The following is a 12,426-nucleotide window of genomic DNA, read 5'->3' as shown; positions in this document are numbered from 1 at the left end:
ATTTAAAACAGTTGGTTAGATGATATGGACACCATTTTTGCCCAAGCGACAGCGCAAGGGCGCGCCGGGGTTTGCATCGTCCGTATTTCTGGTCCGCAAGCTTTTGAAATAGCTGAAAAAGTCGCTTATCCGCGTCCCGTAGCGCGCCAAGCTGTTATGCGTGCGGTAAAAGACCCAACCGGTTCCGTGATTGATCACGCACTGGTGCTGGTGTTTGACGGACCGAATAGTTTTACGGGTGAAGACACCGTGGAACTTCATCTTCACGGCAGTATCGCTGTGGTACGTGCAGTATTAGGGGTGCTATCGACATTCCCCCAAACCAGGGTGGCTGAACCGGGGGAGTTCACGCGGCGCGCCATGGAAAACGGTAAGCTGGATTTAACGCAGGTAGAAGGCTTGGCTGATCTACTCGAGGCGGAGACCGAGGCACAGCGCAAGCAAGCGTTGCGCGTATTATCCGGGCACCTAGGACAACGCGTCGAAATCTGGCGAGAAAAGCTCATTCGTGCCGCGGCGCTTCTTGAGGTTACCATCGATTTCGCTGATGAAGACGTCCCGGTTGATGTTTCTGCTGAAGTATCGTCGCTGTTGGATGATGTAGGTGACGAGCTTGTCAGAGAGATCGAAGGTACACATACCGCCGAACGTATCCGGACCGGGTTTGAAGTCGCTATAGTTGGCCGGCCTAACACCGGAAAGTCCACGCTATTGAATGCTCTTGCCGGCCGTGACGCTGCAATCACGTCCGCGGTCGCCGGAACCACCCGGGATGTTATCGAGGTCCGGATGGATCTGGGTGGCCTCCCGGTAACACTGTTGGATACAGCGGGACTAAGGGAAAGCTCCGACGAAGTTGAAGCAATTGGCATTGAGCGCGCTGTGTCCCGCGCCGTTCAGGCCGATTTAAGGGTTTTCTTGATCGAATCTGATGAAGATTTACCGATTACACCTCAGGCTGATGATCTTCGCTTGTTGCCAAAAGCAGATTTACGGACCTCCTCGGAAGGTGCAATATCCGGGGTGTCTGGGCAGGGGGTATCGGAGCTGATAACACAAATCCAAACGGTATTGAACAAGCGCAGTTTAGCGGCCGGGTTGGCAACTCATGAACGGCACCGGGTAGCGTTGCAAAAAGCCGCTGACGGTTTGGTTTCGGCAAAGTTGGTTCTGGATCGCGGGCCGGATCAGTATGATATAGCTTCGGAAGAACTTCGACATGCGATTCGCTCTCTGGAGGCCCTTGTTGGCAGAATTGATGTGGAAAACCTGTTGGATGTAATTTTTTCCAGCTTTTGTTTGGGTAAATAAATGGAGTGTTTCACGTGAAACATTTTGATGTCATCGTTATCGGCGGCGGACATGCCGGATCCGAAGCAGCCCACGCCGCAGCGCGGATGGGTGCACGCACTGCGCTGGTGACGATGTCAAAATCCGGGATCGGTGTGATGTCGTGCAACCCGGCTATCGGAGGATTGGGGAAAGGCCATCTGGTTCGTGAAATCGACGCGATGGATGGAGTTATGGGGCGCGTTGCTGACAAGGCGGGTATCCAGTTTCGGCTGTTGAACCGCAGAAAAGGCCCAGCGGTACAGGGTCCTCGGGCGCAAGCAGATCGTAAAATTTACCAAAACGAAATGCTGGAAGAGATTGAACAACAACCCAATCTTGAGATAGTTGAAGGTGAGGTCGTTGACTTTGTTGTAGAAGATCGCCACGTCACCGGGGTTGTTCTTACCAACGGGGAAGGCTTGGCGGGTAAAGCCGTAGTGCTCACCACCGGGACATTTTTGCGCGGTGTTATCCATATTGGCGATATCTCGCGATCCGGTGGCCGAATGGGGGACAAGGCATCAGTAAGATTGGCCGAGCGAATCGACTCATTTAACCTTCCGTTAGGCCGCCTAAAGACTGGTACGCCTCCGCGTCTTGATGGCCGGACCATCGACTGGGATCTCCTCGAGTCTCAGCCCGGCGATGACGAGCCCACGCTTTTCTCATTTCTCTCGAAGGGCACGTCGACTCCTCAAGTTACTTGCGGCATCACACACACCAACGCAGAAACCCATCAGATCATCCGAGAAAACCTTGCGCGTTCAGCCATGTATGGCGGTAAAATCGAGGGGATCGGCCCGCGATATTGTCCGTCTATAGAAGATAAAGTGGTTCGGTTCGCTGATAAGGAGTCTCACCAAGTATTTCTTGAGCCCGAAGGCCTGGATGATCATACGATTTACCCTAACGGGATTTCCACATCGCTTCCTGCAGATGTACAACTGGCTTATGTACGCTCGATGATCGGGCTAAGCAATGTCGATATTATCCAACCTGGGTATGCGATAGAATATGATTATATCGATCCGCGGGCTTTGGACCTCACTCTCAAGGTTAAATCACTTGGGGGTTTATTTCTTGCTGGCCAGATAAATGGAACGACGGGATATGAAGAAGCTGCTGCCCAGGGACTGGTCGCCGGTCTAAACGCCGCGCTTCTGGCGTTGGGAAGAGAACCGGTTATATTTACCAGGTCGCAGAGCTACATCGGGGTGATGATTGATGATCTGACGACCCGCGGGGTGTCTGAGCCTTATCGAATGTTCACATCGCGGGCGGAATTCCGGCTATCTCTTCGGGCGGATAATGCTGACCAACGTCTTACGCCTCTCGCTATGTCATTGGGATGCATTTCCTCTGAACGTGCTGAAAGTTATTTGAATAAAGCAGACCGTTTGATTGATGCGATGGCGCGCCTCAAAGGCACCCGTTATTCGCCACGGCTGATCGAAAAAGCAGGAATCAAAGTTAGTCAAGATGGCGCGAAGCGAACTGCTTATGAGCTACTGTCATTTCCTGATGTCAAGTTTGAACAAGTGCTCACGTTGGATGCTAGTTTGGAAAATGTTGACGCGGACGTGAGACGCCAGGTAGAGCGTGACGCACTTTATGCTAACTATATCGAGCGTCAGCAGCGTGACATTGACTTGTTGCGCAAAGACGAGGCCCACCAGATTCCAGTGGAATTCGACTATGCTTCAGTTGAGGGCTTATCAAATGAGCTCACTTCGAAGTTGCAAAGGTCTTTGCCTGAAAATCTTGCGCAGGCTGCGCGCATTGACGGTATGACCCCCTCAGCCCTGACTTTACTTCTTTCGCATTTAAAACGCGGTACAAAAAAGAGAATAGCGTGACGCGAAGTTTTGACGAAAATGTTTCACGTGAAACATTGGACCAGCTCACTTTATTCGCAAGCATTGTGGAAAAGTGGACGCCAAAGATAAACCTGATTTCCAAAGCCAGCGTTCCCAATATATGGCAGCGCCATATTGAGGACTCGATGCAGCTGTATTCGCTTGCACCCGCGGTTGGTAGCTGGGTCGATTTGGGAAGTGGAGGCGGGTTCCCGGCTATTGTCGTAGCACTGTTGGCAAATCAGGATGGGCGGAATACCAAGTTTACCTTGGTGGAAAGTGATCAACGAAAATGCGCTTTCCTGCGTACCGCTATCAGGGAGCTAGACCTCAAGGCCGATGTGTTAAACGACCGTATCGAAAACATTACTCCACTTGAGGCAGATGTGGTTTCTGCCAGGGCTCTTGCAGACCTCTCAACGTTGATTGGCCTTGCGCGTCGTCATTTAAGATCCGATGGGATCGCGATTTTTCCTAAAGGAAGAAACTGGAAAGCCGAAGATACCAAGGCGAGACTGAGCTGGAAATACGTGAACGAAGCCATCCCGAGCAGAACTGACTCATCGGCGGCGATTTTGAAGATCAAGGAGATCAAGCATGTCTGATCTATCGCGGCCGAGCGGCCCAAAGATTATCGCGATTGCTAATCAGAAAGGTGGCGTCGGAAAAACGACGACGACGATAAATTTGGCTGCCGCACTGGTAGAGGAAGGCAAACGTGTCCTGGTCATTGATTTGGATCCGCAGGGAAATGCGTCGACTGGTCTAGGTATCGATATTGATAATCGCGACTTTACAACATACGAGCTTCTTCTCGAGGACATCGCGCTCGACCAAGTTATTTTGACGACAGCGACCGAAGGTCTGCATATCGTTCCGGCAACCGTCGATCTGAGTTCTGCCGATTTGGAGTTAATCTCGAACGAAAAAAGAAGCTTTCTCCTTCATGATGCGCTGCGGCAGACTTCAATGGATGATTTCAGGTTTGACTATATCCTAATAGATTGCCCGCCGTCGCTCAACCTGTTGACGGTGAATGCGATGATCGCTGCGCATTCAATACTGGTACCGCTTCAAAGCGAATTTTTCGCGCTTGAAGGTTTATCCCAACTGATGCTGACGATCAGAGAGGTTCGCCAAAGCGGTAATAAGGATCTGAGGATAGAAGGCGTTCTATTAACAATGTACGATCAACGAAATAATTTGTCACAGCAGGTCGAACATGATGCAAGAACCAACCTTGGTGAATTGGTGTACAAAACCGTTATCCCAAGGAATGTTCGAGTGAGCGAGGCCCCGAGCTTTTCGATGCCGGTACTAAGCTATGACAGCGGGTCGAAAGGCGCGAAGGCTTATCGAGACCTTGCAAGAGAGATTCTGACAAACGGCGTTATATAGATCCAGGGGGAAGCAATGGCAGAAAGAGACAAGCGGCGCGGATTAGGACGCGGGTTATCGGCTTTGATGGCGGATGTGACCGAAACTCAAGGTGTAGCAGAGCAGGGTGCTGCCGAACATTTTATACCGATCGAAAAGATATCTCCTAATCCAGAGCAGCCGCGCAAGCGGTTCGACCCGGAAGACTTGCAGGATTTAGCAAACTCGATCCGCGAGAAAGGCGTCATCCAGCCGCTTATCGTTCGGGGGCGTGAGGATGGTACTTTTGAAATTGTCGCGGGGGAGCGTCGCTGGCGCGCGTCGCAGATGGCTCAGCTGCACGAACTGCCGGTTATCATCCGGGAGTTTACTGACGTTGAAGTCCTTGAAGTGGCGATTATCGAGAACATCCAACGTGCGGATCTGAACTCTATCGAAGAGGCTGCGGGTTATCGACAGCTTATGGACAGGTTCGGGCATACCCAAGAAAAGATGGCTGAAGCCTTGGGCAAAAGCCGCAGTCACATAGCCAATTTGCTTAGATTGCTCAATTTACCAGACGACGTTCTTGAGATGGTGCGCGTTGGGGATCTTTCTGCGGGGCATGCCCGCACACTTGTGCCAGCTGCGAACCCGTCAAAACTTGCCAAGCAGATAATTGCCGGCGGCTTGTCGGTTCGCGCCACAGAGGCGTTGGTGAAGAAAGAGCAAAGTGGCGACGCATCCACAAGTCCGAAAAGATCTTTGCCGAAGGATGCCGAGAAAGATGCTGATACGCGCGCGTTAGAAGGTGACCTGTCAGCCAATTTGGGTATCAAGGTAACATTAAACCACAAGCCGGGGCAGGAATCGGGGCAAATGGTGCTGCACTATAATACGATGGATGAACTGGATGAAATATGCCGGCTTCTGTCGGTGAGTTAATCTGTAAGAAGTTCAGCAAGTATAGCGTTTAGCACCATAAATCCCTTGGCAGTGACTTGTAAATTTGCACTCTCGCAAGAAATCATCCCGATATCTTCCATCTGGGTGATTTTTTTTGTGCTAAGACTGCGCCCTGCCAGCGATTCATATCTTTTCAGGTCAATGCCCTCTTTAAGCCTCAGCCCCATCATCAAGAATTCGCTTGCTTGATCATCGCTAGATAGGATTTCGCGAGGTTTTTCGGTCAATCCTGCGTGGGATGCTTCGAGCCAGCGTTGCGGATTGCTATAGCATTCTGTCGCCTGGCGTTGTCTGTTTAAAGTAAGTCGCCCGTGCGCGCCCGGTCCGATGCCTAAGTAATCACCGTAACGCCAATAGATCAGGTTATGCCGCGATTGCGCCCCGTCGCGTGCGTGATTTGAAACTTCATAGGAAGACATTCCAAACTGATCGCATATTTCCTGGGTCACAGCATACATGTCTGCACTCAGGTCATCATCAGGCAAGCCACGAAGTTTGCCGATGCTGTATCGGTCACCAAACGCGGTGCCCTGTTCAATTGTCAGTTGGTAAAGCGATATATGATCTATGGCGAGCGATAGTGCCTGTTTCAGCTCGAGCCGCCAATCGGAAAGTGATTGATTTTGCCGACCGTAGATGAGGTCGAAGCTGACCCTATCAAACGCTGTTCTTGCTATTTCAAAAGCGGTCAGTGCTTCTGACGTATTATGGATGCGCCCCAAGCGTTTCAGGTCGGGATCGTTTAACGCTTGAATTCCCATTGAAATACGATTGATGCCGGCTTGGTTAAATCCGTTAAATCTGCCTGCTTCGACAGATCCCGGATTAGCTTCAAGCGTGATTTCCAAATCGTTGGCGGTAGGCCACAGTTTTCGTATGGCATCTATAACATCGGCTACAATTTCAGGGTCCATCAGGCTTGGCGTACCCCCGCCGAAAAACACTGCGTTCAAAACCCGGCCTTTTGTTTCGGCTGCGCCGCGCTCTAATTCTCTTAGGTACGCATCGCGCCAGGCATGTTGGTCGATGTTGCGACTGACGTGGCTGTTAAAGTCGCAATAGGGGCATTTCGCCTCGCAAAATGGCCAGTGAATATAAAGACCAAAACCGCCATTTTGCCAATCATCAGTCAAAGCAGGCGGCGGTCAGTTTGGCGAAGGCATTCGCACGGTGGCTGATCCTGTTCTTTTCATCTGGGTTCATTTCACCAAATGTCTTTTCATATCCGTCTGGCTGGAACATCGGGTCATACCCATGGCCGATGTCGCCGCGGATTGGCCAGACCAGGGTGCCGTTGACGCCGCCCTCGAATATTTCTTCGTGACCATCGGGCCAGGCCAGAACCAACGTTGCGCGAAACCTACCACGTCTGGGGTAGGGCGCGTTTCTCTGTTCAAGCAGGTTATGGGTTTTTGTCATCGCCAGAACGAAGTCCCGACCATTTTCAGTTTCCGCCCAGTCGGCTGTATATACGCCAGGTGCACCATCAAGCGCTTCGACCTCTATACCCGAATCATCGGCAAGCGCTGGCAGGCCGGTTGCCTTTACCGCTGCATGTGCCTTGATCCGGGCGTTCCCGACAAATGTGGTTTCGGTTTCGTCCGGTTCAACCAGTTTCAATTCAGCTGCACCCACAACGCGCACCCCAAAAGGCGCAAAAAGATTGCGCATTTCGTCTAGCTTTCCGGCATTGTGGGTAGCGATCAGTATTTTTTCGCCGGTAAATTTTCTGGTCATGTTGTTACAGCTTTCTGGATTTCGACCAGTTCTGAGATGCCTTTTTCAGCCAGATCCATCAGGTTGTTCATCTGATCACGAGAATAGGTCGAGCCCTCCGCGCTCATCTGGACTTCAATAAGCTTACCGCTGCCGGTCATGATAAAGTTACCATCGACGCCGGCCTCTGAATCCTCGGGGTAGTCTAGATCAAGCAAGGGTTGACCCGCGTAGATACCGCAGCTTATCGCCGCGACAGGGTCGACCAGCGGGTCGCTTGTGACGACGCCAGACTTTACAAGCTTGTTCACCGCAAGGCGCAATGCGATCCAACCACCGGTAATTGATGCACAGCGCGTACCGCCATCGGCTTGCAATACATCACAGTCTACCGTGATCTGCCTTTCGCCCAATGCGCTACGGTCAACGCCGGCCCGCAGGGCGCGGCCAATCAGGCGTTGTATTTCAATGGTGCGGCCGCCTTGTTTCCCCATCGCCGACTCCCGGCGCATGCGGGTATTGGTGGCGCGGGGAAGCATGCCGTATTCGGCGGTCACCCATCCCAAGCCTGACCCTTTGATAAAGGGCGGTACGCGGTCTTCAATGGTGGCGGTACATAGAACATGCGTATCCCCCACCTTGATCAATGCCGAGCCTTCAGCATGTTTGGTGAAGCCCGTTTCAACGGACACAGCACGCATTTCATCAAGTTTCCGGCCGGAGGGGCGCATAAGATAATCCTTTGTTATGTATGTTGGGGATAACTCTGCACCCTATTACGATGCAAGCCCGATTGACGTTTGCTGCGCATGCGCCATAATTTGGATACAATGAAAAAATCATCTACAGTTCTGGACGATATGAATGATCGGTCGCGCGAAGTGTTCCGGCGCGTGGTCGAAGGGTATCTGGCAAATGGCGACCCGGTTGGGTCGCGTACCTTGACCCGAGATTTCAGTGAGAAAGTCAGCGCGGCGACAATTCGCAATGTAATGCAAGACCTGGAATATATGGGACTGCTAGGGAGCCCTCATATCAGCGCGGGCCGGATACCAACGCAACTTGGCCTTCGCATGTTTGTCGACGGGATGATCGAAATAGGCGACCCCACCGAAGTTGACCGCGAAAAGATCGACGCCACGATGGGTGACGCCGGTGCCGACGTCAGTGGCATACTTGACCGGGTAGGCTCTGCATTGTCAGGCGTCACGCAGGGTGCGTCATTGGTGTTAACCCCAAAGCATGAAGCCCCGATAAAGCACATCGAATTTGTATCTTTGTCGCAGGATCGCGCATTGGTTGTATTGGTATTTTCGGATGGGCATGTCGAAAACCGGCTGTTCAGCCCGCCACCGGGCCAGACCCCAAGCAGTATGCGCGAAGCGGCGAATTTCCTGAACGCGTTGGTAGAAGGTAAAACCATCTCGGAACTTCAGCGTACCATCGCGCAGGAAATTAACCAGCGACGGCAAGAGATCGATATTTTGGCGCAACAGCTGGTCGAGAGCGGTTTGGCGCTTTGGCAAGGTGACGGTGAGGGACCGGAAAGGTTGATCGTCCGGGGGCGGTCCAATCTGATCAACGCCGAAGGCGAGGCCGAGAACGTCGAACTGATCAGGCAGCTGTTTGACGACCTTGAACGTAAGCGGGACATCGCTGAATTTCTTGAATTGGCCGATGCCGGCGACGGCGTGCGCATTTTTATTGGTTCTGAGAACAAACTTTTTTCACTTTCGGGTTCCTCTCTGGTGGTTTCCCCTTATATGAACGCTGATCGTAAGGTTATCGGGGCAGTCGGTGTGATTGGTCCGACACGCCTTAATTATGGACGTATCGTGCCGATTGTGAATTACACGGCGCAGCTGGTTGGAAAATTGATTTCGAACCGCAGCTAGAGGTGAACTATGGCAGAGCCAAGAGAGAATGAATTTTTGGATGACATCGACGACGCAGAAGCGGAAGCGTATGCGGAAGAAATGGCCGAGATCGACGACGAAGCTTTGGAGCTTGATGAGTTGCGCGCCGAGCGTGATCAGCTGAAAGACCGGTTCATGCGGGCGTTGGCAGATGCCGAAAATGCGCGCAAGCGATCGGACAAAGATCGTCGCGAGGCGGAGAATTACGGCGGATCAAAACTCGCACGGGATATGTTGTCGGTTTATGACAACATGAAACGTGCTGTTGAGGCGGCAACGGAAGAACAACGCACGATATCCGGGCCGCTTCTTGAGGGAATCGAACTGACGATGCGCGAGCTTTTGAACGTATTCAAAAAGCACGGGATGGAAGTAATTGCGCCTGAAGTCGGCGACAAGTTTGACCCCCAGCAACATCAGGCGATGTTCGAAGCGCCCGTACCTGGTACAAAAGCAGGGGAGATCATTCAGGTCGCAGCCGAGGGTTTCATGTTACACGATCGTTTATTGCGCCCGGCGCAAGTAGGTGTTTCATCAATGCCCGCCGAGTGAGGCGATTTGACTTGGGGCGAGGACCCTTCGGGGAGGATTTAAGCCCATTTGGAATGCAGGGAGGCGGTCAATTTTTGGCCGCCTCTTTAAGTTTATAAAGCAAATCCAGTGCTTCACGTGGGGTGAGTTCATCAGGGATGATGTCGGCGAGCACATTTTCGAGTTTCGAAGCCTTGGCGGGTCGGGGTGCCGGCGTTGCCGCAACAGCAAAGAGCGGCAGGTCGTCGATCAGGGTCTTTCGCATGGCACCGCCTTCACGTTCGCCTTTTTCGAGCGCTTCGAGAACAACGCGAGCGCGTGCAATCACGGAATTCGGTAGGCCGGCCAACTGGGCGACCTGGACACCATACGACCTGTCGGCAGCACCTTTTTTGACTTCGTGCAGAAATATGACATCGCCTTCCCATTCTTTGACCGCCACCGTGGCATTATCGACGCCATCGAGTTTACCCGATAGCGCGGTCATTTCGTGGTAATGGGTTGCGAACAAAGCCCGAGAGCGGTTTATGTCGTGCAGATGTTCGAGGGTGGCCCAGGCGATTGAAAGCCCGTCGTAGGTTGCTGTGCCCCGCCCGATTTCGTCGAGTATCACCAAGGCGCGGTCGTCTGCCTGATTTAGAATTGCGGCTGTTTCAACCATTTCAACCATGAAGGTCGAACGGCCGCGCGCGAGATCATCTGATGCGCCGACGCGGCTGAAGATCTGGCTTACGATTCCGATATGCGCAGACGTTGCGGGGACGAAGCTGCCCATTTGAGCGATCAAGGCGATAATCGCGTTCTGCCGTAGGAAAGTCGATTTACCCGCCATATTCGGCCCGGTAAGCAACCAGATACTTGCGTTATCGCCGTCACCGGACAGGTGGCAGTCGTTTGCGATGAAGGGTGCCCCGGATTTCTGGGCCAGCGCGCGTTCTACAACCGGGTGGCGCCCGCCCTTGATATCAAACGCCCGAGAATTATCGATGTGCGGCCTTACCCAGTTGTGGGACAGAGCCAAATCGGCCAGACTGGTTGCGAGGTCGATTTCGGCCAGCCCGGTTGATGCCGATCCGATGGGTCCCGCGTGTTCCAATATCGCGGATTTCAGGCTTTCGTAGAGCCGTTTTTCAATTTCCAGCGCGTGATTGCCGGCATTGAGAATCTTGGTTTCCAATTCGGATAGCTGGACGGTGGTGAAGCGAACCTGATTGGCGGTTGTTTGACGGTGGATAAACGTTTCCGATAGCGGTGCCGAGAGCATTTTGTCAGCGTGGGTTGATGTAACTTCGACAAAGTAGCCCAGGACGTTGTTGTGTTTGATCTTGAGGGTTGAAATACCAGTGAGCGAGATGAAGTCCTGCTGCATTCGGGCAATCACGCTACGACCCTCATCGCGTAGAAGCCGCAGTTCGTCGAGGTCGGCATTATAGCCGGCGGCGATGAAACCTCCGTCGCGGGCAAGCAGAGGGGGTTCGGCGATCAATGCCTGGTCCAGAAGTTCGATCAACGCGCCGTGTCCGATCAGGCCTCGGGTCGCTTCGCCCAGCAAAGCGGGCAGGGAGGTCACGTGAAGTTTTTCGGCCAGAAGTTCAGCTTCTGTCAGGCCGTTACGAATAGCTGCCAAATCGCGGGGGCCGCCTCGGTCAAGGGACAGGCGCGACAAGGCGCGGTCCAAATCGGGTACGCTGCGCAAATGTTGTCTTGAAGCATTTCTTAAGCCAGCGTTGTCACAGGCAAATGCGATGGCATCTAAGCGATCCTGAATAGTCTCTAACACGCGGGAGGGTGAGGAAATGCGCCGTTCAAGCAGACGTGCCCCGGCGGCGGTCGCCGTCTTGTCCATTACCGATAACAAAGTGTCGGTCCGCCCGCCGGTCAGCGCGTGGGTCAATTCGAGATTGCGTCGCGTGGCCGCGTCGATCTGGATGCTGCGAGCTTCGGCTTCTTTTTGAGGGTGGCGCAGCAGCGGCAGTTTGCCTTTTTGAGTGATTTCGAGATAGTCGATGATCGCACCCATCGCAGATATTTCGGTGCGGGCGAAAGTGCCAAACGCATCCAGAGAGCTGACGCCGAACAGATCGCAAATGCGTTTTTCGGCGCTGGAGCTGTCAAAAGCTGAACGTGCCAGAGGTGTGAGAGCTAAGTCAAAATCAGAGACTAATTCACGCAGTTCCGCCTCTTTTGCTTCCGACACAACAAGCTCTGAAGGCATGAGCCGGGCCAGTTCGGGCCCAAGACGTGCCGGCTTCATGGGCATCACGTGAAACGCACCGGTCGAAATATCGACCCAGGCCAGCGCGTGGCTATCGCGTACCTCGGCATACGCGGCAAGATAGTTGTGACGTCGCGCTTCGAGCAATGATTCCTCGGTCAGGGTGCCGGGGGTGACCAGGCGAACGACATCGCGTTTGACCACACTTTTGTAACCGCGCTTCTTTGCCTCTGCCGGGCTTTCCATTTGTTCGCATACTGCGACGCGAAAGCCCTTGCGGATCAGCGTCAGAAGATAGCCTTCGGCGGCATGGACCGGGACACCGCACATGGGGATATCTTCGCCGCCATGTTTGCCGCGTTTGGTCAGTGCGATGTCCAGTGCTTCGGCGGCTGCAACCGCGTCGTCAAAGAACATCTCGTAGAAATCGCCCATTCGGTAGAATAGCAATGCGTCCGCATATTGCGCTTTCAGCTCGAGATACTGAACCATCATCGGCGTGATTTTTTCTTCGGTCACTTTCAATCCCCGTTCTACT

Annotated in this window: 11 protein-coding genes; 7 read left to right on the top strand and 4 right to left on the bottom strand. The window is 53.1% G+C overall.

What is annotated here, in order from left to right:
* Positions 1-24 precede the first annotated feature (24 nt).
* Genes mnmE through AC13DE_RS13720 form a run of 5 tightly spaced genes read left to right on the top strand, consistent with a single transcriptional unit; the run spans position 25 to position 5,489 of the window.
* Positions 25-1,311, top strand: a complete 1,287-nt coding sequence (gene mnmE / locus AC13DE_RS13740) for a tRNA uridine-5-carboxymethylaminomethyl(34) synthesis GTPase MnmE (protein ID WP_483048146.1) — start codon at positions 25-27, stop codon at positions 1,309-1,311.
* Positions 1,312-1,316: 5 nt separating this feature from the next.
* A complete protein-coding gene (gene mnmG, locus AC13DE_RS13735; RefSeq protein WP_483048145.1) occupies positions 1,317-3,188 on the top strand; it encodes a tRNA uridine-5-carboxymethylaminomethyl(34) synthesis enzyme MnmG in 1,872 nt (623 codons plus the stop codon).
* A complete protein-coding gene (gene rsmG / locus AC13DE_RS13730) occupies positions 3,185-3,793 on the top strand; it encodes a 16S rRNA (guanine(527)-N(7))-methyltransferase RsmG (protein ID WP_483048144.1) in 609 nt (202 codons plus the stop codon). Before mnmG ends, rsmG begins: the two co-directional genes overlap by 4 nt.
* On the top strand, positions 3,786-4,586 hold the full coding sequence (locus AC13DE_RS13725; protein WP_446296349.1) for a ParA family protein: 801 nt from the start codon (positions 3,786-3,788) through the stop codon (positions 4,584-4,586). Before rsmG ends, AC13DE_RS13725 begins: the two co-directional genes overlap by 8 nt.
* A 15-nt stretch (positions 4,587-4,601) precedes the next feature.
* Positions 4,602-5,489, top strand: coding sequence for a ParB/RepB/Spo0J family partition protein (locus tag AC13DE_RS13720; protein WP_483048143.1), 888 nt, complete (start codon positions 4,602-4,604; stop codon positions 5,487-5,489).
* Here the strand turns inward: AC13DE_RS13720 and hemW are convergent.
* Genes hemW through rph form a run of 3 tightly spaced genes read right to left on the bottom strand, consistent with a single transcriptional unit; the run spans position 5,486 to position 7,957 of the window.
* Entirely contained in the window at positions 5,486-6,643 is a 1,158-nt protein-coding gene (gene hemW, locus AC13DE_RS13715) for a radical SAM family heme chaperone HemW (RefSeq protein WP_446314429.1), read from the bottom strand. The genes AC13DE_RS13720 and hemW overlap by 4 nt on opposite strands.
* The gene (gene rdgB / locus AC13DE_RS13710; RefSeq protein ID WP_483048142.1) at positions 6,636-7,247 is read right to left on the bottom strand and encodes an RdgB/HAM1 family non-canonical purine NTP pyrophosphatase; all 612 of its coding nucleotides are present in this window, start codon (positions 7,245-7,247) and stop codon (positions 6,636-6,638) included. Before rdgB ends, hemW begins: the two co-directional genes overlap by 8 nt.
* Positions 7,244-7,957: a ribonuclease PH gene (rph, locus tag AC13DE_RS13705; protein ID WP_446296353.1), complete on the bottom strand. Its 714-nt coding sequence runs from the start codon at positions 7,955-7,957 to the stop codon at positions 7,244-7,246. Before rph ends, rdgB begins: the two co-directional genes overlap by 4 nt.
* A 99-nt stretch (positions 7,958-8,056) precedes the next feature.
* Between rph and hrcA the strand changes: the two genes are divergently transcribed.
* Both hrcA and AC13DE_RS13695 read left to right on the top strand, forming a co-directional pair.
* The gene (gene hrcA / locus AC13DE_RS13700; RefSeq protein WP_446296354.1) at positions 8,057-9,121 is read left to right on the top strand and encodes a heat-inducible transcriptional repressor HrcA; all 1,065 of its coding nucleotides are present in this window, start codon (positions 8,057-8,059) and stop codon (positions 9,119-9,121) included.
* A 9-nt stretch (positions 9,122-9,130) separates the two neighbouring features.
* Positions 9,131-9,694 (top strand): nucleotide exchange factor GrpE, encoded by a 564-nt coding sequence (locus tag AC13DE_RS13695; RefSeq protein WP_446296355.1) that lies wholly within the window; start codon positions 9,131-9,133, stop codon positions 9,692-9,694.
* A gap of 67 nt (positions 9,695-9,761) precedes the next feature.
* On the opposite strand, the gene mutS is transcribed toward AC13DE_RS13695, so the two are convergent.
* Positions 9,762-12,383: a DNA mismatch repair protein MutS gene (mutS, locus tag AC13DE_RS13690; protein ID WP_483048434.1), complete on the bottom strand. Its 2,622-nt coding sequence runs from the start codon at positions 12,381-12,383 to the stop codon at positions 9,762-9,764.
* Positions 12,384-12,426: the final 43 nt, after the last annotated feature.

Source organism: Sulfitobacter sp. L-8 (assembly GCF_056859255.1).
Note: the sequence above shows the minus strand (reverse complement) of the source record. Positions and strands in the feature narration are given on the sequence as shown.

Coding starts and splice junctions, on each gene's coding strand:
- AC13DE_RS13695 (WP_446296355.1), top strand. CDS start 9,131: ATGGCAGAGCCAAGAGAGAATGAATTTTTGGATGACATCGACGACGCA.
- AC13DE_RS13720 (WP_483048143.1), top strand. CDS start 4,602: ATGGCAGAAAGAGACAAGCGGCGCGGATTAGGACGCGGGTTATCGGCT.
- rdgB (WP_483048142.1), bottom strand. CDS start 7,247: ATGACCAGAAAATTTACCGGCGAAAAAATACTGATCGCTACCCACAAT.
- AC13DE_RS13725 (WP_446296349.1), top strand. CDS start 3,786: ATGTCTGATCTATCGCGGCCGAGCGGCCCAAAGATTATCGCGATTGCT.
- hrcA (WP_446296354.1), top strand. CDS start 8,057: ATGAAAAAATCATCTACAGTTCTGGACGATATGAATGATCGGTCGCGC.
- mnmE (WP_483048146.1), top strand. CDS start 25: ATGGACACCATTTTTGCCCAAGCGACAGCGCAAGGGCGCGCCGGGGTT.
- rph (WP_446296353.1), bottom strand. CDS start 7,957: ATGCGCCCCTCCGGCCGGAAACTTGATGAAATGCGTGCTGTGTCCGTT.
- mutS (WP_483048434.1), bottom strand. CDS start 12,383: ATGATGGTTCAGTATCTCGAGCTGAAAGCGCAATATGCGGACGCATTG.